Source organism: Streptomyces sp. NBC_00209 (assembly GCF_045206345.1).
GTDB lineage: Bacteria > Actinomycetota > Actinomycetes > Streptomycetales > Streptomycetaceae > Streptomyces.
This window is the reverse complement of the sequence record NZ_CP108121.1, coordinates 3859023-3878525: the sequence shown is the minus strand read 5'-3', so window position 1 is coordinate 3878525 and position 19503 is coordinate 3859023. Positions and strand designations below refer to the sequence as shown.

General features: G+C 67.9%; 17 protein-coding genes and 1 tRNA gene. 7 read left to right on the top strand and 11 right to left on the bottom strand.

Annotated features, from left to right (window positions below; genetic code table 11):
• Nucleotides 1-62: 62 nt before the first annotated feature.
• Nucleotides 63-515, bottom strand: coding sequence for a hypothetical protein (locus tag OG867_RS17565; protein ID WP_406286472.1), 453 nt, complete (start codon nt 513-515; stop codon nt 63-65).
• A 662-nt stretch (nt 516-1177) separates the two neighbouring features.
• Between OG867_RS17565 and OG867_RS17560 the strand changes: the two genes are divergently transcribed.
• Complete coding sequence (locus tag OG867_RS17560) at nt 1178-2152, top strand: matrixin family metalloprotease (RefSeq protein WP_326660555.1); 975 nt, start codon at nt 1178-1180, stop codon at nt 2150-2152.
• 12 nt (nt 2153-2164) lie between these two features.
• Nucleotides 2165-2557, top strand: coding sequence for a DUF6281 family protein (locus OG867_RS17555; protein WP_326660553.1), 393 nt, complete (start codon nt 2165-2167; stop codon nt 2555-2557).
• Between the two features lie 336 nt (nt 2558-2893).
• Here OG867_RS17555 and OG867_RS17550 read toward each other — a convergent pair whose 3' ends face one another.
• The gene (locus OG867_RS17550; RefSeq protein ID WP_326660551.1) at nt 2894-3259 is read right to left on the bottom strand and encodes a hypothetical protein; all 366 of its coding nucleotides are present in this window, start codon (nt 3257-3259) and stop codon (nt 2894-2896) included.
• A gap of 14 nt (nt 3260-3273) precedes the next feature.
• Nucleotides 3274-4527 carry a helix-turn-helix transcriptional regulator gene (locus OG867_RS17545; RefSeq protein WP_326670770.1) on the bottom strand — a complete coding sequence of 418 codons (1254 nt, stop codon included), beginning with the start codon at nt 4525-4527 and terminating at the stop codon, nt 3274-3276.
• A gap of 768 nt (nt 4528-5295) precedes the next feature.
• Here OG867_RS17545 and OG867_RS17540 point away from each other — a divergent pair.
• Genes OG867_RS17540 through OG867_RS17530 form a run of 3 tightly spaced genes read left to right on the top strand, consistent with a single transcriptional unit; the run spans nt 5296 to nt 8223 of the window.
• Nucleotides 5296-6483 carry a JmjC domain-containing protein gene (locus tag OG867_RS17540; protein WP_326660546.1) on the top strand — a complete coding sequence of 396 codons (1188 nt, stop codon included), beginning with the start codon at nt 5296-5298 and terminating at the stop codon, nt 6481-6483.
• Nucleotides 6393-7388, top strand: coding sequence for an aldo/keto reductase (locus tag OG867_RS17535; protein ID WP_326660544.1), 996 nt, complete (start codon nt 6393-6395; stop codon nt 7386-7388). Before OG867_RS17540 ends, OG867_RS17535 begins: the two co-directional genes overlap by 91 nt.
• Complete coding sequence (locus OG867_RS17530) at nt 7369-8223, top strand: phosphotransferase (protein WP_326660542.1); 855 nt, start codon at nt 7369-7371, stop codon at nt 8221-8223. The genes OG867_RS17535 and OG867_RS17530 overlap by 20 nt, the downstream gene beginning before the upstream one ends.
• 69 nt (nt 8224-8292) lie before the next feature.
• On the opposite strand, the gene OG867_RS17525 is transcribed toward OG867_RS17530, so the two are convergent.
• From OG867_RS17525 to OG867_RS17505, 5 genes are all read right to left on the bottom strand, one after another.
• The gene (locus OG867_RS17525; RefSeq protein WP_326660540.1) at nt 8293-10026 is read right to left on the bottom strand and encodes a relaxase/mobilization nuclease domain-containing protein; all 1734 of its coding nucleotides are present in this window, start codon (nt 10024-10026) and stop codon (nt 8293-8295) included.
• A gap of 5 nt (nt 10027-10031) precedes the next feature.
• Nucleotides 10032-10583: a plasmid mobilization relaxosome protein MobC gene (gene mobC / locus OG867_RS17520; protein ID WP_326660538.1), complete on the bottom strand. Its 552-nt coding sequence runs from the start codon at nt 10581-10583 to the stop codon at nt 10032-10034.
• 323 nt (nt 10584-10906) lie between these two features.
• The gene (locus OG867_RS17515; protein ID WP_406286466.1) at nt 10907-11761 is read right to left on the bottom strand and encodes a DUF2637 domain-containing protein; all 855 of its coding nucleotides are present in this window, start codon (nt 11759-11761) and stop codon (nt 10907-10909) included.
• A gap of 416 nt (nt 11762-12177) precedes the next feature.
• Nucleotides 12178-13473 carry a DUF3631 domain-containing protein gene (locus OG867_RS17510; protein WP_285567535.1) on the bottom strand — a complete coding sequence of 432 codons (1296 nt, stop codon included), beginning with the start codon at nt 13471-13473 and terminating at the stop codon, nt 12178-12180.
• A gap of 232 nt (nt 13474-13705) precedes the next feature.
• Nucleotides 13706-13936: a hypothetical protein gene (locus OG867_RS17505; protein ID WP_285567537.1), complete on the bottom strand. Its 231-nt coding sequence runs from the start codon at nt 13934-13936 to the stop codon at nt 13706-13708.
• Nucleotides 13937-14030: 94 nt separating this feature from the next.
• On the opposite strand from OG867_RS17505, the gene OG867_RS17500 reads away from it, so the two are divergent.
• Both OG867_RS17500 and OG867_RS17495 read left to right on the top strand, forming a co-directional pair.
• The gene (locus tag OG867_RS17500) at nt 14031-14732 is read left to right on the top strand and encodes a helix-turn-helix domain-containing protein (protein WP_406286462.1); all 702 of its coding nucleotides are present in this window, start codon (nt 14031-14033) and stop codon (nt 14730-14732) included.
• Nucleotides 14729-16342 (top strand): tyrosine-type recombinase/integrase, encoded by a 1614-nt coding sequence (locus OG867_RS17495; RefSeq protein WP_406286459.1) that lies wholly within the window; start codon nt 14729-14731, stop codon nt 16340-16342. The genes OG867_RS17500 and OG867_RS17495 overlap by 4 nt, the downstream gene beginning before the upstream one ends.
• 127 nt (nt 16343-16469) lie before the next feature.
• Here OG867_RS17495 and OG867_RS17490 read toward each other — a convergent pair.
• The 3 genes from OG867_RS17490 to OG867_RS17480 all read right to left on the bottom strand — a co-directional run bounded on the left by OG867_RS17490 (nt 16470) and on the right by OG867_RS17480 (nt 19481).
• Nucleotides 16470-16543, bottom strand: a tRNA-Thr gene (locus OG867_RS17490).
• A 99-nt stretch (nt 16544-16642) separates the two neighbouring features.
• A complete protein-coding gene (locus OG867_RS17485) occupies nt 16643-18193 on the bottom strand; it encodes an alpha/beta hydrolase (RefSeq protein WP_406286457.1) in 1551 nt (516 codons plus the stop codon).
• Between the two features lie 82 nt (nt 18194-18275).
• The gene (locus tag OG867_RS17480) at nt 18276-19481 is read right to left on the bottom strand and encodes a DNA polymerase III subunit delta' (RefSeq protein WP_406286453.1); all 1206 of its coding nucleotides are present in this window, start codon (nt 19479-19481) and stop codon (nt 18276-18278) included.
• Nucleotides 19482-19503 lie beyond the last annotated feature (22 nt).

Genomic DNA, 19503 nt, shown 5'->3' with positions numbered 1-19503 from the left:
ACGAGACAGCAGGCCGCCGCCCTCCGGTGTGCGAGCGGCGGCCTCCGGCTTACGCAAAACCTTTAGTCAGCAGCGGTGTCGTCAACCATGATCAGCTCGACGTCCAGCTCGCCCTTGCCGCCCCTGACCGCCTCGACGCTGAAGTAGTAGTCGGCAAGCGGCAGATTGTGCCATTCGCCGTTGCTCTGGTACATGTAGCCCCCGAAGCACTCGGAGAATGTCTTCTTGTCATAGTCCGTGTCCGGCCACCGCGAGACGACCTGATGCACCTGGATGTCTGTGTTGTACGGGACGCTACCGGACCCGGTTCGGGTACCGCTGCAGTGTCTGTACAGCACCTGTGAGTACTGCTCGTCACCCCATCTTCCGGATTCCATACCGGAGGTGGCGCGGTACCAGTAGCTACTCCACAGGTAGTCCTCCGCTGTGGCTGCTGATACGGACAGCAGCATTACCGCTGCCGTTGCAGCACTGATGATTCCCCCACGTCGTATTCGCACGCGTTCAACCTCCATCGGCCCTCATGGGATCTCTGACTTCAGAGGGGGCTGGGCGCAGCCCTGGTACTCCCTGGCCAGCGCACGGCAGAGGGAAATAGCACCAGAATCCCCCTCGCCTACGCTGCAGCACCAGTGAGCAGCGGTACCCGTTTGCGAGCCCCCCCCCCCCCCCCCCCCCCACGGCGCTCATTCGCCCGCGCACACAACCGCATGCTCGTGCGCCCCAGAGCGCAACCAGGCTTGCAATGGCTGGCAACCATTCACGCCTTCAGGGCGAACAGGGCGAAGCCATGTGGATCAAGATCATGACTTCCTGCGAGGCACAGGGCGATTGCCCATCAAGTCGGAAACGGGAATGACTTATTCCGAATCAAAAAACGTGGAGACTCATGAATGACCGAGGGTAATCAGCCACATAAAACGAAATCAAGCCAGAAGCGAGTGAGGCGAAGGATCTTGTGAAGGACTTGTGACTACCATCCTCCTGTTCTGATCGTCTCCCGCTTGCCGGGAGTAACTGGGGGTGGAGAATGACTGGGCACAGCCTGAAATTCATAGGTAGATCGTTCATAGCCTTCGCGCTCTTAGCTTCGGTATCCGGGGTCGCCGGTAGCGCGCAGGCGACCACTACAGGGACCGACGGGGCGACCGTCTGCCACCTTCCTGAGGAAGGAGCGTTGAGCCCCACTGACCTGCCTGCCGGCGCCTCCGTGATCGACTGCGGGGCAGTCGGCCGCATCGTCACCTACGACGGAACCGGTGTGACTGTTCCCGAACCGGGCACGGCCGTGAGTGTCGACGCACTGACGACGAGCGGCGAGACGCACGGGTTCACGTTGGAGGTCGCAGCCAACGGCAAGGTCTCCTACAACCTGACCGACACAGCTACGGACTCCTCCACTGCGGGTTCCGACATTCCTGATGCCCTGTCAAACCCAGTGATTACTGCCAGGGACCTGTCGCAGGAGTCTGATGGGGCGGACGCAGATGCAGCTGACCCCTCCGCGCCGGAGGATGTCGAGGTGGCAGATGTCGATGCCACGGCCTCTCCAGGGGCTTGCAGCGATGGCGCCTACGCCACAGCAGATCGCAAGGAATACGGCTCCTACGAGTGGTGGATCGGTGACGGAGGAATGCCCGGCGCCCTGTCGCGCACAGACGCAATGTGGGCATTCTACGACGCCATCGACAACATCACCGATAGCTACAACAATTGTGGCTACACCGACCAGGTCCCCGCGAAACACAACTACAGGGCCCCCACAACCTATGAAGCAGACATCAACAGCACAGGCCAGTGCACCGATCGCGACGAACTGAGCACGTGGGACGCAGGGGACCTCAAGTCCGGCGTTGTAGCCTCGAGCTGCTCATGGACCTGGTCCATGCCAGGCGTCAAAAATGACCTCCGCGAGGCCGACGTCCGCTTCAACACCCACGACTACGACTTTACGAACAAGCCGGTCAGCGGCTGCTCAAACAAGTACGACATTCGATCCGTCGGCACGCACGAAGCCGGGCACATCTTCGGATTGAGTCATGTCAAATCCGGACACGAGAACCTCACTATGTACACGAACTCATTCACCTGCACGACAAAGGCAAGGACCCTGGGCAAGGGCGACATCCTCGCTCTTCGCAGCATCTACTGAAGGAGGATGTCCATGAGCTGGGCCGGAAGATCTACAGGTTTGCTACTGGCAGGGCTCTTAGCGATGACAGCGGCCGGATGCGGGGCCGATGCCAGCAGCGACGAAGGGTCGGGATCTTGCGCGCTCGAGTTCACCTACCAAGGGCGTACATACCGGGATGTCGCCAACGTGGACTTCACGGTATCCGACAAACTCGGCACTGCCGTCAAGCCGCCGTGTGACGACATCGGCGGCAAGGACGAAGCAGGGGGGGCGGGCACCACGGAGACTGCCTACAAGGTCAATGGCCTCTCCCCTAGGATGGCCATCGCAGTCGGAGACTCACCTGGTGACGCCGTGCTCGTCGTCTCCTACTCCGGCTCGAAAATTCCGCCAGAGGTACAGAAACTGATCGACGGCTCATAGCGCGCCATGAGGGGTGCCGCTACGTTGACGGTAGCGGCACTCCATGTGGGGTGCCGCTACGTTAACGGCAGCCTCACACGCACCTACACCTCGGCTCGCCTCAACTGGTCACCTGGTCCGGCCCCGCCGTTATCCCGCTGAGGGTGCACCAGGGCATGCCGTGCGGCAGTGATGTGGTCGGCGACGGTATTGGCCATGTAATCTCCGGAAGCACCAAGGCCGCCACGGGCTCTCCAGTGCCGCTGCTTACGTGGTCGGCGAAGCCGATCAGAGAGTAGTAGCGAGCACCCGAGCTGGCAGGCCACTCGACTGACCACCGAGGAGTGTTCCGAGTTGTCAGCGGTGCGCCTTCTCGATGGCTTCGAAGATGTCGGCGTCTGTTTCCTGCTGCCAGGACGGCAGGTCGGGCCAGTCCGCGACATACCCGGGCTTTGGGTCCTCGAAGTGCTTGAACATCTGGGCGGTCCAGCACGTGGCGACGAAACGGCTCTTCTGCTCGCGGGAGAGCTTCGACGTGTGGCCGTTGCTGACCTCGATGAATTGCCGTACCTGGTCGTGGACCGATCCGGCGGCTTCACGTTCCCACTGTGGGGTGTCGTCCCACGGGGTGATGTAGCCGGCCTTCGGCTCTCCGGGGAAGTGCTGGTGCACTCCGGCGATCCAGGTTTCCCGGAACAGTCGTGCACCTTCGGTCTGCGACATGCCTACCCCTCTCGTCACGGCGTGCTCAGCGTGGCGATCTCGGCCCCCAGCTCCGCCACGCGGTGGTCGCGGCTCAGTGGACCGAACTCGTCGCACAGGTCTCGGAGTCTACGGGCGACGTACCCGGATGCTGAGGCTCGGGCGAGGCTGATGGCTTCCCTTCCGTAGGCCACCACCTGTTCGGGGTCTCGCCGCTTAGCGCCGATGGCGGCCAGATCGGTAAGCACTGCTCCGCGCCGCCGGTACGACTGTCCTGACGCCAAGGCCGTCTGCTCCAGGGCATCCTTCAAGGCGTCCTCTGCCAGGTCGAGTCGGCCCAGCTGCACGTAGCGGGAGCCTCGTTCCTCGGCGAGGCGTGCACCGTCGAAACGGAGCCATCCGCCGTTGACGCTCTCCGCAGTGAGTTCGCGGACGGTCTCCGCTTGGTCCATCGCCCGCTCGCACGCGGCCAGATCACCGAGGCCCGCATACGCCTCGGCTTGGACAGAAGCGACCCAATGCCGGGTCGAGAGGTTGCTGTCACCCCGGCTGGCCAGCCTTTCAGCTGCACCCAGCATCTGAGCGGCCTGGCGATAGTGCTGCTCAGACATGTCTACGTAGGCGTGGCGAACGAGTGCGCACGCCCACAGGTCATACGCCTTGGCATCCTTGCTGACGGCAGCCGCTAGCGAATACGAAGCAGCGGCGTCGGAGTAACGGCTTCCGTCGAAGGCCACCTCGCCGGCCAATTGAAAGAGGTCGGCAGCCGCGTTCAGAAGTGGGCGTGTGCCCCCTCGGTTGCCTGCCAGAGCCTCGTTCAATGTGGCCAGTTGGTCGCGGACAACGGGGTAGACGGAGCCCTTTGAGCGCGCCAGTTGGTAGACCTGCCAAAGGTGACTGTTCATTCGTGTGAAGTCGGCTGGCATCCCCCTGCGGACGCCCTCCGTGAGCGCCTCTGCCTCGTCGGTCGGCAGAACGGTCAGCGCACCGCTGACAGTGAGTATGCGGAGGAATTCGCGGCGGATCATTTCGTCAGAGTCTCCCGCGTTCGGGGGGTCGCTGGAATGGTGCCCGGCAAGCTCCTGGCCAGCGGCTTGTGGCGGTGTCAGAAGGGCTTCCAGCTCTTGAAGGCTGACTTCCAGGGCGATGGCCAAGCCTCGCCGCTGAGGCGGCTGCGGGTCGATCCTGCCGCTTTCCCAGCGCCCGACCGTTGTGCGGTCCACGCCGAGTAACTGGGCCAGTGTTTCTTGACTGTAGCCCAGGGTCTTGCGTCGTTTTGCCAGTCCCATGGCGCCCCCTTCCCGCGGCTTCGGCCCCTTCGGAGCCTGTGCACGGATCTGCGTCAAGAGTGCCGCATCGATGCCGTGGAGACCTCCGACTATGCGCGGTTTCCTGGGTGTTGTCGCAAACGAGGTGGGCCAGGAACTGCGGAAGGGTGCGGACATGGCAAATCGCAGTGATGCTGAGGGTCGCGGATACGAAGGAGCCTCGCGGGCGGCGGACCCGGCGGGCGAGAGCCGCGTTCTGATGACGCTTCGCGTGTCCCGCGACTCCGGACGTTCATGGTCACAGACGACCGCTATGCGGGAGGGCGACCCCTTCGTCATCCTCTCGAACCCGGGCTGCTTCCCTCCGTGCGAGTGTGCGCGTTGCGTGGGCCCGTCCGTGTCGGCTCGCGGGCTTCGCCGGGTGGCGGAGCCGGGGTCGGCTTAGTGGATGCCCTGTCGCGGTGGGTCCAGCGCCGGATCGGCCGGTTTGCAGGGCCGTTGTACGTCGCTTTGATCGTCGGCTCGCTGGGCCTGTTCGCCGCCGGTATCTACAGCACGTCGTAGCGGCTCTCGGCCTACCCGACTCCAGTCGTCCTGCCGGGCCTCCGGTGGGAGTTCCCCAAGTAGAGAGGGAAGTTCGATGATGGTAGAGAACACTGCTTCAGTGGCCGCTGAGGGGGGCTTGCTCGTGGCGAAGCGGAAGATCGTGGCCGCTCGCACCCGAACCGAGCAGGAGTCCGACGTCAGTGGCGGCCGTTCCGACGGCAACGACTGATCGGGCCGCCCACGATGCTTGATGCTGCCTCGTGGGCGGGGCGTCTGGGCGGGGACACGTTCCTCGCCCAGACGTACAACCGCTCCTACGCTCTCTTCCCCGGTGCCGCCGACACGGCGGGCCTCTTCTCCTGGGACGACCTGAACCTGATCATCGCCACTCAGCGCCTGGAGCCGCCCCGGCTAAGGCTCTCGGTGGACGGCGAGATGGTCCCTGTACACAAATACGCGGCCCCGACGACGACCCGCCGCGCGGTGACCTGGTCCCGCATCCTGCCGGCCGAACTGCACGCCCAGCTCAAGGACGGCGCCTCACTCGTCCTGGACTCGGTAGAGAAAATCCACCCGCCCGTCGGGATGGCTGCTGAGGGCCTGGAACGCTTCCTCGGCACCCCCGTGCAGGTCAATGCCTACGCTTCCTGGACGGAGCGGCAGGGCTTCGGGCTCCACTGGGACGACCACGATGTCGTCGTGGTCCAGGTGCATGGCTCCAAGCGATGGCAACTGTACGGATCCACTCGCGAGGCTCCGACGTTCCGCGATGTCGAGTCGCCGGAGAAGCCCGAGGGCGAGCCGGTTGCAGACCTCGTCCTGGCGCCCGGTGACGTGCTCTACCTGCCACGCGGCTGGTGGCACGCGGTCACCGCCGACCAAGGTACGGATTCGCTGCACCTGACGTTCGGCCTCGTCTCCCACACAGGCGCGGACCTGCTCCACTGGGTCGTGGACCAGCTTCGATCCGTCCTCGCGTTGCGCAAGGACATTCCGAGGTTCGCCTCGCTGCCTGACCAGACGGACTATCTCGTCGCGATGCGCCGGGAACTTCTGAATGAGCTGGCCGACCCCCGGCTCGTCGAACGGTGGGCGGAGTCCATCGATACCACCGACCACGGGCACGCGATCCCCTCCCTGCCCTACGTGGACGGGCTTCCCGCACGGCCGGAGATCTCCGTACGCCTGACTGCTCCGCGGAGCCGTGTGGCTGAGAACGACGGGCACAACACCGTCACGTTCTCGGCGGCAGGCACAGCTTGGGACTTTGCCCAGTCGGCCGCGCCGATCCTGCGCCGATTGCTTCTCGGCCGGTCGGCCACGTTGGGCGATCTCGCTGAATGTGCCGGGCTGGAAGTGAAAGACGTGGCCGCGCTCATTTCGGTCCTCGTCGAGGGACAGGCAGTAGCTGTTGTCGGGACTGCCCTGTGACGGCGGCCCTGTCCCTGGGGACCTATCGGGTCCGGGACGTGTGCGAGGCGGCCCGTATCGCTCTGCGGGCCGGTGCTCCCTGGATCGACACCGCACCGAATTACGCGGACGGTATGGCGCAACAGCGCCTCGGACCAGTCCTGCGGGAGCACCCTGGTTCCACGCAGACGGCCACCAAGACTGGCTTCTTCACAAGGAGTCAGGCTCAGACGGCCATGGCGCTCGGCGTCCTCACTGACGAGGATGCCGCCGTCGGGCACAGCCTCGATCCCCGGTTCGTCTGCCAACAGGTGGAGGAGGCCAGGGAACAGCTCGGCCGCGTGGACCTGGTATTCGTCCATAATCCCGAGCGAGCCGCTCGCAACGGACACCGCGCCGCATTGCACGGGCGCCTGAGAGAAGCGTTTGCAGTCCTCGAAGGGCTCGTGCAACTCCGCCGGATCGGCGGCTACGGGGTGGCCACCTGGTCAGGTCTCCGGGAGGGCGCCTTCAGCGTCCCCGAGCTGGTCACCCTTGCCCGGGAGGCATCGGGATCGGAAGGCCACCATCTGATCGGGATCCAGATGCCCGTAAGCCTGATCATGGACGCTCCGATCACCCAAGCACTCGATGGAGGCGGGGCATTGGTCGAGGCACAGGATGCCGGCATGCTCACCTTCGCCTCGGCACCCCTGCACGGCGGCGAACTCCTCGACGCCATGACACCCGAAGTGATCGACCTGATACGCCCCGGCCTCTCGCCTGGTGCCGCCGGCCTCTTGGCTGCCGCTTCCTGCCCGGCATTGGACGTCGTGTTGACCTCGGCCAGCAGCCTTGGTCACTGGGACGATGCCGCAAAGGCCCTGGCCGCGCCCCTCACCCGCGAACAGCTCAGGAGAGTGACCGATGAACTTGCCACCGGATGAGGCCACGCGAGCGCTGATGGAAGCCGCTCACCAAACGGCTGCAGAAGCGGTCGGCCTGACCTGCACGGGGCCGTTGGCGTGGGGCTTCGGGGGCTTCACTCTGGGCCGTCAGTCGGGCGCCTACTGGCTGCGTGTCAGCCGGAGTCTGGTGAAGAACGTCGGGCGCAAGCACGGGGAAGGGATCGTCGGAGCGGACCTCTTGGTACCGCGTGACGTGCCGCGTCCAGCCCTCCATGGAACGTATGACTGGGCTGAAGGGGACTACTCCTTCGAGGCTGAGGTACTCGACCTTGTAGAGGATCCAGTCATCTCACCTCGAAGGCCGGACCTCACCAGTAATCCGGCCTTGCCGGAGCAGTGGTGGGGCCTGCTGAGACAGGCTCTTGACCGCCTGGCGGAAGTGGACGGGAGGAAGGAGACCGTGAGGCAACAGTGGATCGAGCGGGCTTTCCCCCAGTTCCTGGGCATCCCCGCCCCGTCAAAGGTTGAGCGCGTCACTGGTCATGGTGACCTTCACTGGGGCAACCTCACCGGAATGCCGCTGACCCTGCTGGACTGGGAGCGCTGGGGCCACGTGCCGGTCGGGTACGACCCGGGCCTTCTCCACGCGTACAGCCTTCGCGTGCCACTCGTGGCCACTCGAATCCGCAGTCAGTTCGCCCACGTCCTCGACTCCCCCGCCGGCCGCATCGGTGAGCTCGCCGCACTCGCAGAAATGCTCCAGGCTGTGGCTCGGGGGTTCTATCCAGAGCTCGCGCCTCTCCTGCTGAGCCGTGCTGAAGAGCTGACTGGGGTTCGTCCACCGGTCTCGGCCCCGGCTGAGGTGACAGCCTGACCGGAAGTCTCCGCGGTTGGGTTTGGTAGAGCCAGGTGGAGCTCTGGGATCGGGCGCTCCTCTTCGAGATCAGCCAAGGGGACGCCCCGGCCGGCGGGCGGGAGCGGCTGTCGCCTTGAGCGGCCAGGTGTCGGGGGGCGGAGCGCTGACGCCCGTTGCCCTGGTGCTTCGCAGGCAGGCTGCTTCGGCGCGGCGGTTGGGTGCGGGGTTGCGGCTGGTGTGCTGGATGCGGGTGATCAGGACCCGGGCGGGGCTGTGGGCGGTGCCGAGTTCTCGTCGCGCGGCGGCTTCCTTGAGGAGCTGGTGGGGCTGGTGGCCTCCGGCTTCTGCGTCGGCAAGGACGGTGGCGAGGGCGGGCCAGCCGGGATCGGCGAGGATTCGCTCGGCGTGCTCGGGAACGGCCGCGCGTACGTCGCTGGCCAGGGTGTGACGGGCCTCCTCCGTGGGGCGGCGGGCTTCGAGTTCTGTGAGCGTCGGAGCGAGTGCATCGTCGGCGGCTGCCTCGAGGTGCTGCACGGCTTGGCGGGCGGCGTTGGCCTGGTGGGCGTGCCCCTTGGCCTCGTGCCAGCGTCCGGCGAGGATGGCGGCCCAGACGAGTGCGGCGGTCAGGGCTGCGAGGGCGCTGCCGTCGGGGCCGCTGGCTGTGTTGACGATGTCACGGGCTGCGGTCCGTAGAGCGCGGGCGGTGCGGTCTTCGGCCCGGATTTGAGAGCGTTCAGCGCGGGCGAAGGACCGGCTGGCTGAACGCAGTTGGCCACGGAGGTTGGCGTGGGTCTTCTGCGCGGTGGCTTCGATGAGTTCGCCCAGGGCGGTGATGTGCGCCTGAGCCCGCGCGTCCCCGCTGTCCCCGGCGCTCGTGTCGGTGAGCTCTGTGTGGAGCGTGTCGAGGGCGTCGGTGGCCTGATGCCAGGCAGTGGTGTGTCGGTTGCGACGGGCGGTGGGGTGTTCCTCAGGAGTGATGGTCTCCAGGCGGGCTTCCAGCTTGGGCAGAGAAAGGTCGGGGGCGATCTTCCCGCCGGGGTGGTAGATCTGCTGGCCGTCCTTGTTCAGGTCGCCGGGTCGGCCGACGGCGTAGCCGAGGAGATCTCCAGAGGGGCCGCGGCGTGGTTTGACCAGGATGTCGTCGGCTTCGAGGTAGGCGAGGAGCTGTTCGGCGCTGGTGGCGTGTGGGATGGCTGCGCGGATGCGGTCCTGGAGCCACTCACGGCTGGTCTGCTCCCAGCCGAGGCGCTCGGCCTTGTGCATCTCTGCCTGGGTGGGGCGCCGGGTGGCGGTGCGGTCGCCCTTCGTCAAGCGGCGCAGCCCGTAGTCCTTCTCGATCTCCCGGCACGCATCGCCGACCCGGATGCCGCTGTCGTGCAGCTTGGGGCGTCGGCCGTCTTCGCGGACGGTGGTCGCGAGGATGTGGATGTGGTCGTCGGCGTGGCGTACGGCGATCCATCGGCAGGCGAGGTCGTCGCCGTCGGGGGCGATGCCGGCTGCCCGGACGATGCGCTGTGCGATCTCGCCCCACTCGGTGTCGGAGAGGTAGCGGTCTTCGGGTGCGGCGCGGACGGGGCAGTGCCAGACGTGGTCGGTGACGGGCTTGCCGAACTCGCTGTTGCGCAGGAGTACGGGCTCGTCGAGGTAGTGGCCGAGTTGAGTCAGGGTGGTGTTCTCGTCGCGGCCGGGGTCGGGCATGCCGAGCATGGCGAATCCGGTCACGAGGTGTGGGTCGAGGTGTTCATCGTGTCGGCCGGGACCATAGAGGTAGGCGAGCAGACCGCGGGTGTTGGAGCCGGCGGGCTTGATGGCTGCGATCACGCGGATCAGACCACCCTTGCGTGGGTGGGCTCGCGCAGGGCCGCGGCGATGAGGGTGAGCAGGTCGTGGAGTTCGTCGAGACGCTGCCGGATGTCGGGCGGGGTGTAGTCGCTGTTGAGGGCGCGGGCGATCTGGTTGACGTTGACGCCGGTGCGGTTGAGGGCGCGCAGAACCTGGGCTCGGAAGATGTGGGTGCGGCGTCGGTCCTCGGACAGGGGGAGGTTCGCGGTGAAGCGGCCGTCGAGGAAGGCGAGGACGATGTCGGCGGCGAACCCGGATTCGCCCTTGTAGCCGTGCTCGGCTGCGGCCTCGCGCAGGCTGGTGTGCTCGTCATCGGTGAAGCGCATGGGGCCGACGCGCTTGGTGCGTTTGTCGCCGGTGAACCGGCGGATCGTTGGCTGGACGCTCTGCACAGCGGGCTCGCTGACGGCGAGGGCGGCGGCGCGTGTTGGGCGGAGGATCGCTTGCTGGCTGGCGTGAAGAGTGTCCGGGTCGGGGCCGTTCTCGGTCACGACCTTCTGGTCCGGCGCCCCCTGGCGCTGGGCCGTCTCCGCCACCCCTGGGGCGGAGACCCCCGAAGACCGGCCTTGAGTCGGACTCGGGGTACTACTGGCTCCGCCAGGGGCAGCCCGTCCGAACGCCCGACGCAAACGCTCCGTCAGCGTAGGTGACTGCGAAAACGCAGACGGCTCGGTGTGGGTGTCGTCGGGCAGGTGCTGGTTGTGCGTCAAGGAAGATGCTCCAAGTACGTCTGGGCTTACGGGGTGGCGATGCCTACGCGGCACGGCCATCGCGTTGGCCACGGCTGTGGAAGTCTGCGAATCGGTTGGCCAATGCTCGGGTGACCGGAAGGGTTCCGGTCACCCGAGCAGGCCAGGCGTCAGCGCCTGGAGACCTCGATACCGACGGCTTCGAGTTCCGGCCGAAGCCGCTCCATCACCTCGGTCTGCCGCTCACTGCCGATCGTCAGGTCTCGGTCCTTCACAGCCGCTCGGAGCAGGCCGCGCGTGAGTTTGCCGTGCTGATGACCGGTGGCCCGGCCGATATCCGTCAGCTCCGCGATGGTCGCCTTCGGCGGTCGGCCACCGCTCGGTTTGCTATCTGACGTCTGGGACGCAGGTTCCGTCCGCTCGTTATTCGAGGCTTGCGCACCATCGGGAGGGGAATCCGTTCGGTGGCTGTGGCTGATGTCGCCGACCGACCGGTCTTGTGCCTGTGCGGAACCGGTGTCCGAGCCGTCGTCGGACGGTGCGACGAGCTGGTGGATCTGTCGCATCAGGACGCCGAAGGCGACCATCGCGGCGGCCGGAGGAACAGCTGCGACCACGTAGTCGAGGAACGGGACGCTGCGCGCGTTGTCCGTGCCGCTGACCCCGGCGACGTTCAGCGCGATGGAGCCGACTGATCCGGCGGCGGTCACGGCGATCGCCCAGGGGTCGGTGTCTCGGCGCAGCGCTGCGCGCAGCATGAGCAGTTCGCCCGCGACGATGAACGCGTCCAGGGTGGCGGGCCAGGCCCAGCGGCGGATGCGGGATGCGCCGAGCCCGTGCTGGCCGGCGACGTCGGCAAGGTGGGCGTAGGAGAGCCAGAACGCTCCGGCTGTCAGCGCGACGATGACGAGGCCGGCCGCGCCGAGGACGAGTTGCTCGGCGTCAGCCCGCTTCTTCGGCTTCTCGTCGCTGCGGGCGTCGTCTCGTGGTCGTGTTGGTTGCGTGGTGAGGTGCGGGGCGGTCAAGCGGGAAGCTCCTGGGGGTAGTGGCGTGGGGCGTCTTTGCCGTCTTGGCCGTTGCACCTGCAGGTCAGCGCGGGACGGCAGCTCTCCGGACATGCCGTTTCGGCAGGCAGCGCCACCGTCTTGTCCTGACTCGCGACAAGGAGGTGGCAGCTTCCTGCCAGGGCGCAGCCTGCCGCTGCCGGGACGGCTGCTTCGCGGCATCCGTCCCGGCGAGCAGGGCGGCGACCGGCGGCGATACGGCAAGGACGCCTGGGACGGGGCAAGACGGATCCGGACGGTGTCTCCTGACTGGCGCGCTACCTGCGCGGAGACGCCTGCGTTGCCGTCTTGCCCTCGGCTGCCGTCTTGCCGGTATGCGCCCTGACCTGCGAGATCACGGCAGGGACGGCAAGTACGGCAACCAGTGAGGGTGGGGTTCAGCCCTCGCCGCGAGGGGCGACGACCGGGTGGACGGTGGGGCAGTACCGCCGCCACGCGTCGAGGAACTTGTTGCGCGTATAGCCCTTGCGCTGCGACCGGTCCGCCATACGCACGTTGCCGGGACGGATGTCGTAGTCGCGCAGCATCGCTCCGAGTTCCCGGGAGGTCAGGCCGTAGCGCCCCCGCTCTCCCCACGGGGCTTCGTCGTCCGCGTTCAGGTGGTAGAGGAGATCCGCGGTGGAGAGGCTGTCCGCCTCACGCTGGGCGAAGAAGACCCGGCGGATGTCGGCGAGGATGCGTGCCCCGCTGGGATGGTCCTCCTCGGCCGCCACTTCGGCGGCGACCATCCGCGCGCAGGCAATCCGCGCGAGCCGGGGCCAGCTAGCGCCTGCCAGGTCGGCAACGATCACCAGGGGCTCCCATGTGTCGGCAGCACGGTCCTCAACCGGCATGTCCGGTTCCAGGTCTGCGGCGTCCTCCAACAGTGGGCGGGCCCAGGTGTGGATGCGGTCGCGCAGCTCGTGCAGGGCCGGGATGTCGCGCCGTGAGCGGAAGGGTTTGACCTTCTCACCATCGGCCCGGCGCCGCATGCGGATGACCACCGACCGGTCCATCACCGTGTCCGGCAGGTCCCCGATACCCGCGATGGCCGCCATCGCGAACGTGGCGAACTTGTGCGGGGTGTGGTCGTTGCCGACGACCCGCGTGACATACCGGCCGCGCTGATGACCGGCGTTGAGCAGGCCACGCGTCTCCTCGTTCTTCTCCGCGACCTTGGGGCCGAAGATGGTGTCGGCCTCGTCCACCAGCAGCGTCGGTGGCTCGTCCTCGTTGATCGAGCGGAAGATGGCCGCTGGTGTGGTGTTGATGGTGAGCATCGGCTCGTGAACCGTCTCAGTCAGCACGTCCAGGAGCCGCGACTTGCCGCAGCGCTTCGCCGGCCCCACCACCGCCAGACGTGGGGCGTGCTGCCACGCGGGCTGGAGATGCGTTGCCGCCACCCACAGGGTGATCGCGTCCAACGCCTCCGATGAGGGAGGGATCACGAACTGGGCTATCTGGGAACGCAGTTCGCCAAGCAGCTCCGAGCCAGGTGTCGGCTCCGCGTCGGGGATGGCCGCCAGCCTGCCCGCCGGATCCGCTTCGCTGGCGCTGGTGTCGGCCGTACCGTCGCTCGGGTCCGCCACGGCACTGTCAACTTGCGAGTGGGTGCTCGGCCGGCCGGGGATGGCTGTGGCGGGCCAGGTCGCTCGGGCGGGGGCGGAATAGGACTCGGGGTCCTCGGGTTGCACTGGGCGACTCCTCGTCTGGCGGCCTTGGGCTTGCTCGCCCCTGCCGCCGGGTCGGTTCTCACGGGATTGCTGGGGAGTCTCGGGGCCTCCGGCGTTGCACCGCCGGAGGCTCCCCCCTTCTCGCGGGCCTTTCGGCACCGCGAGCGACCACGGACAGTACGTCCACGCCGCACCACAGTCCAGCGTTTCTGTGTCAGCTCAGCGCAGAAGCCCCCGACACCCATCTGACGCCTCACGCTGCCAGCCCCAGCAGGGCCAGCAGGTCTGCGGTCACCACCCGGTAGGCGTTCCCGAGCCTGAGCACCTTGCACGGGTACTGGCCACGCTTGGCCAGCTCGTACCCCTTGCTCCGCCCAAGCCCCAGAGCCCGGTTGCCCGTCTCCAGGTCAACGGACACAGGAAGCTCCAGAAGCTCCTCGCGGCTCATCCCCTTCGCCCGGTCGGCCTCTTCGTTCTCACGCATGCGCGCTCCATCCATGACTGAGCCCACGGCGAACGCGACTGCCGCGCTCGTCTCCAGGTCTTGGAATCAACACTAAGCAAGTTAATGTGTCTACATGACACAACGCCGCAGCCATCATGGATCTAAGTGGGCCGACGACGAAGACGACGTCCTGGAGTGGGTGGATCAGGTCATGGCCACCGTGGCCATCGAGGTCCGCAGACGACGGAAGGAACTGGGTTGGAGCGCGCAGGACTTGGCCGACAAGTGCGCGGAGATCGGCCATCCGATCCCCCGCAACGTGATCGCCAACATGGAGTCCGGGCGCCGCTCCAACCTGCCTCTGGTCGACGTCATGGTCCTGGCCCAGGCACTGAACACCCCGCCCATCTGCCTCATCTATCCCGTCGGCTACATCGACGACGTACAGCAGCTCCCGCTCCAGGACTCCACCTCCGCACTGAACGCGCTGCGCTGGTTCACCGGGGAGGAGACCGAACTCGGCGCGGACGACGACATGCTCCGCTACTTCCGGGCTCATCACGCCGCCCAAGAGCGACTGCGAAGCGCGCGACGCGACGAGGAGTACGCCCGCTACCACGCCCAGACCGCACCAAATGCCGACCGTAAGGCCGAGGCCCTCCGCTCCCAGGCCCGTGCCGCCGAGGCGGCCGACGACGCCGAAAACCGCCTGCGCAGAGTTCGCGCCTTCATCGAGGAAGAGGGCGTCACGCCCCCGTTTCTGTGGCCGGACGTGGCCGGCGTAACCGACTCCCCCGAGAGCGATCCCGACACCACCGAGGAGAATGATCTTTGAAGGGCTCCACCTACCGCCGCTGCTCCTGCCGCGACCCCAAGTCCGGCAAGGAACTCGGCACCTCCTGCCCCAAGCGCAACAGCAGGAACCACTGCACCTACTCCGTACGCCAGGAGCTCTCACCCCGCGAGGACGGCAGCCGCCGCTCCTTCGCCCGGGGCGGATACGGCAGCCTCAAGCCCGCCCAGGCCGACCTCGACCACGTACGCGCCCTCCTCGGACTCGCCGACTCGGACGACCCCGAGGGCACCGAACTCATCGCCGAGATGCTGGCCGAGGTCAGCCGCGAACGGTCACCCCTGCCGGAGGTCGAGGAGACGAGGCGGCGGCTCAACGCCGGCCAGGACCTCATCGGCAGCCTCACCGTCGCCGAATGGCTCGACCGCTGGCTGGCCGGCAAGCGCATACGCAAGTCCGGCCTCAACCGCTACGAGACCGACATCCGCATCCACCTGAAGCCGCACATCGGCGGCCGGCGCCTCGACCGGCTGCGCGTCAGCCACCTCAGCGAGATGTTCACCGACATCCGCGACGCCAACGCCCAGATCCTGGAGGACAACACCCAGCGCCGAGCCGCGATCGACGAACTGGCGACCGTCCCGTGGAAGGGCGCGGACAACCGAGCCCGCCGCAAGGCGATGAAGGCCGCCATCGACGAGATGCCGCCCTACCGTCGCATCACCGGACCCGCCACGCGCCAGCACGTCAAGGCCACCCTCCGAGCCGCTCTGAACGACGCGATCGGGCAGCAGATCATCACTTTCAACCCCGCCGCCCACGTCGAGATCGACCCCGTACGCAAGCCGAAGGCGCTCGTATGGACCGACGAGCGGGTCGCCAAGTGGGAGCAGACGGGCGAGAAGCCGTCCCCGGTCATGGTCTGGACACCCCAGCAGACCGGCGCCTTCCTCGACTTCGTCGCCAAAGACCGGCTGTACGCCATGTGGCACCTGATCGCCTTCCGTGGCCTGCGCCGGGGCGAAGCGTGTGGGCAGCCCTGGTCGGAGACCAACCTCGCCACCCACTCCCTCACCGTCTCCGCCCAGCTCGTCCAGGACGGATGGGACGTCGAGACCTCCGAACCCAAGACCGACAGCGGCTTCCGCGTCGTCGCACTCGACAATGACACCGTCGAGGTCCTGGAACACCACCGCGCACAGCAGAACGCGGACCGAGCAGAGTGGGCCGCAGCCTGGGTCGACACCGGCCTCGTCTTCACCCAGGCCGACGGCTCCTGGCTCCACCCCGGCAAAGTCACCGACCTCTTCGAGAGGCTCGTCGCCGCGTCCGGCCTCCCACCCATCCGCCTCCACGACCTCCGGCACGGCGCGGCCACGCTCATGCTCGCCGCCGGCATCGACGTCAAGATCGTCTCCGACACCCTCGGACACAGCGACACCCGGATCACGCGGGACATCTACCAGAGCGTCCTGCCTCACGTCGGAAAGAGCGCGGCCGAGGCCACGGCCAAGCTGGTCCCCCTCCAGCGGCGGACCGAGGCCGAGCAGGCCGCCCGCAAGGCCGCGAAGGCCGCCAAGAAGGCGAAGACCAAGGAGAAAGCCCAGGCCATGAGCAAGAGGAAGGGCAAGGCCAAGCGGCCCAAGAAGTAGATCGCTGAGCCGCTCCGCTCACGCATCGCTCACGCATGCACTTCCACGACATCCCGTCGTGCGGCTCGTCACGCCCCGGGCATGAAAAAACCCCAGGTCACGGCGAGTGAGTCCTGGGGTAATTCCGAGCCGCCTTCGGGATTCGAACCCGAGACCTACGCATTACGAGTGCGTTGCTCTGGCCAACTGAGCTAAGGCGGCGCGCCCTGTTCGCACCATGATGCGATCGGCAGCGACGCCAAGTCTACACAGTTTCCGGGGGTGCTCCGAACCAGCCTGTTTCGGTGCCGTTCGCCCAGGTCAGGTGCACTTCTTGTGCGCGGCCGGCGGGGTGCCCTCCAGGAGGTACGTGTTGATCGCCGTGTCGACGCAGTCGCTGCCGCGTCCGTACGCGGTGTGGCCGTCGCCCTCGTAGGTGAGGAGGGTGCCCGAGGAGAGCTGGTCCGCCAGCGACTCGGCCCAGGCGTACGGGGTGGCCGGGTCGCGGGTGGTGCCGACGACGACGATGGGGGCGGCGCCCTTCGCCTCGATGCGGTGGGCGGTGCCGGTGGCGGGGACGGGCCAGTGGCCGCAGTTCAGGGCCGCCCAGGCGAAGCCCCTGCCGAAGACCGGGGACGCCTTCTCGAAGGAGGGGAGGGCCTTCTCGACGGCTTCGGGGCCGGTGAAGGCGGGCGGGAGGTCGAGGCAGTTCACCGCGGCGTTGGCGAACATCAGATTGGTGTACTTGCCGCTCGGCTCCCGCTCGTAGTAGCTGTCGGCCAGGGCCAGCAGGCCGGCACCGTCACCCGACTCGGCGCCGGCCAGCGCGCTCCGGAGCTGGGGCCAGGCCGACTCGTCGTACATCGCGGCGATGACGCCCGTCGTGGCGAGCGATTCGCCGAGTTCGCGGGACTCGCCCGTGCGGATCGGGTCCGCGTCCAGCCGCGTGAACAGCTTCTTCAGCCGGTCCGCCGCGTCGGAGGCGGACGTGCTCCCGAGCGGGCAGTCCGCCTGCTTCACGCAGTCCTTCGCGAACGACTGGAACGCCGTCTCGAACCCCGCCGTCTGCGCCCGGTTCATCTCCACCGACGAGAGCGAGGGGTCCATCGCCCCGTCGAGGACCAGGCGGCCGGTGCGGCCGGGGAACAGTTCGGCGTACGTCGCCCCCAGGAACGTCCCGTACGACGCCCCGACGTAGTTCAGCCGCTCGTCGCCGAGCAGGGCGCGCAGCATGTCCATGTCGCGGGCGGTCTCCACGGTCGAGACATGCGGAAGCACCTCGCCCGAGCGCTTCTCGCAGCCCGAGGCGAACTTCTCGAAGGCGTCACCCAGTTTCGTGACCTCGGCGTCGTCGTCCGGGGTCTGGTCCACCTGTGTGTACGCGTCCATCTGCGCCCCCGTCAGACACTCGACGGGCTCGCTGCGCGCCACCCCGCGCGGGTCGACGGCCACCATGTCGTAGCGGGCCCGCACCTGGGCGGGGTAGCCGATCCCGGCGTAGCCCTGGAGGTAGCCGATGGCCGATCCGCCGGGGCCGCCCGGGTTGACCAGGAGGGAGCCGATCCGCTTGCCGGGGCCGGTCGCCTTCTTGCGCGAGACGGCCAACTTGATGTCGCCGCCGTCCGGCTTCGCGTAGTCCAGTGGCGCCTTCATCGTCGTGCACTGGAAGCCGCTGACTCCGCAGTCCCGCCAGTTGAGGTGCTGCGCGTAGTACGACTTCAGGGCGGCCGGGACCGGCGAGGGCGACGCGGACGCCACGCCGGCGGAGGACGTGGCTCCCGACGACGAGTCTCCGCCGCTGCACCCGGAGACGAGCAGGCCGGCAGTGCCGAGCGCGAGGGCAAGAGTGCGAAACGGGCGCCTGGTGTCCATGCCCGGAGCGTAGCCGTCCCCTCACCGCACACCCGATTCCCTCCTCTTCCGGGTGATTCGGCGGATGTACGGGCACGCCATCTCAGCCCGCGCGCAGCGCCATCGTCATCGCCTCCACCGCCAGCAGCGGCGCCACATTGCGGTCCAGGGCGCGGCGGCAGGCCGACACCGCCTCGATCCGGCGCAGCGTGCGCTCCGGGGTGGACGCGCGGGCGACGCGGTCCAGGGCGTCCTCGGCGTCGGCGTTGGCTATCGCGATCCGCGAGCCGAACTGCAGGGCGAGCACATCGCGGTAGAAGCCGGTCAGCTCGGTGAGCGCCAGGTCGAGGCTGTCGCGCTGGGTGCGGGTCTTGCGGCGCTTCTGCTTGTCCTCCAGCTCCTTCATCACCCCGGCCGTGCCGCGCGGCATCCGGCCTCCGGCGGCGGCCCCGAGCGCCGCCTTCATGTCCTCCGTCTCCTTCGCGTCCACCTCCTCGGACGCCTGCTTCGCGTCCTCGGTCGCGGTGTCGATCAGCTCCTGCGCCGCCTTGAGGCATCCCCCGATGTCCTCCACGCGCAGCGGCAGCTTCAGCACCGCGGCCCGCCGCGCCCGGGCCCGCTCGTCCGTGGCGAGGCGGCGCGCCCGGCCGATGTGCCCCTGCGTCGCGCGGGCGGCGGCGGCGGCCCGCTCCGGGTCGATGCCGTCCCGGCGCACCAGGACGTCGGCGACGGCGTCGACCGGCGGCGTACGCAGGGTGAGGTGGCGGCACCGCGACCGGATCGTCGGCAGCACGTCCTCCAGCGAGGGCGCGCAGAGCAGCCACACCGTGCGCGGGGCGGGCTCCTCGACCGCCTTCAGCAGGACGTTGCCCGCGCCCTCGGTGAGGCGGTCGGCGTCCTCCATGACGATGACCTGCCAGCGCCCGACAGCCGGCGAGAGCTGGGCGCGGCGCACCAGCTCACGGGTCTCCTTGACACCGATGGAGAGCAGGTCGGTGCGGATCACGTCGACGTCCGCGTGCGTACCGATGAGGCTGGTGTGGCAGCCGTCGCAGAAGCCGCAGCCCGGCGCCCCGCCCAGGGCGCGGTCGGGGCTCGTGCACTGGAGCGCGGCGGCGAAGGCCCGGGCGGCGGTGGAGCGCCCGGAGCCCGGCGGACCGGTGAACAGCCAGGCGTGCGTCATCTTCGAGCCGGGCGGCACCGGCTCCCCCGCCGCGGCGGCGGTGACCAGCACGTCGGCGTCCCGGGCGGCGGCGCCCAGTTGCTCCTGCACCCGGTCCTGGCCGACCAGGTCGTCCCATACGGACATGGGCACCGCCTTTCCGCTTCGC

Bases quoted from the DNA above. Each gene is read 5' to 3' on its own strand.
- OG867_RS17545 (WP_326670770.1), bottom strand. From the start codon at position 4,527: ATGGGACTGGCAAAACGACGCAAGACCCTGGGCTACAGTCAAGAAACA.
- OG867_RS17530 (WP_326660542.1), top strand. From the start codon at position 7,369: ATGAACTTGCCACCGGATGAGGCCACGCGAGCGCTGATGGAAGCCGCT.
- OG867_RS17540 (WP_326660546.1), top strand. From the start codon at position 5,296: ATGCTTGATGCTGCCTCGTGGGCGGGGCGTCTGGGCGGGGACACGTTC.
- OG867_RS17485 (WP_406286457.1), bottom strand. From the start codon at position 18,193: ATGGACACCAGGCGCCCGTTTCGCACTCTTGCCCTCGCGCTCGGCACT.
- OG867_RS17500 (WP_406286462.1), top strand. From the start codon at position 14,031: ATGACACAACGCCGCAGCCATCATGGATCTAAGTGGGCCGACGACGAA.
- OG867_RS17535 (WP_326660544.1), top strand. From the start codon at position 6,393: ATGTGCCGGGCTGGAAGTGAAAGACGTGGCCGCGCTCATTTCGGTCCT.
- OG867_RS17550 (WP_326660551.1), bottom strand. From the start codon at position 3,259: ATGTCGCAGACCGAAGGTGCACGACTGTTCCGGGAAACCTGGATCGCC.
- OG867_RS17565 (WP_406286472.1), bottom strand. From the start codon at position 515: ATGGAGGTTGAACGCGTGCGAATACGACGTGGGGGAATCATCAGTGCT.
- OG867_RS17480 (WP_406286453.1), bottom strand. From the start codon at position 19,481: ATGTCCGTATGGGACGACCTGGTCGGCCAGGACCGGGTGCAGGAGCAA.
- OG867_RS17505 (WP_285567537.1), bottom strand. From the start codon at position 13,936: ATGCGTGAGAACGAAGAGGCCGACCGGGCGAAGGGGATGAGCCGCGAG.
- OG867_RS17555 (WP_326660553.1), top strand. From the start codon at position 2,165: ATGAGCTGGGCCGGAAGATCTACAGGTTTGCTACTGGCAGGGCTCTTA.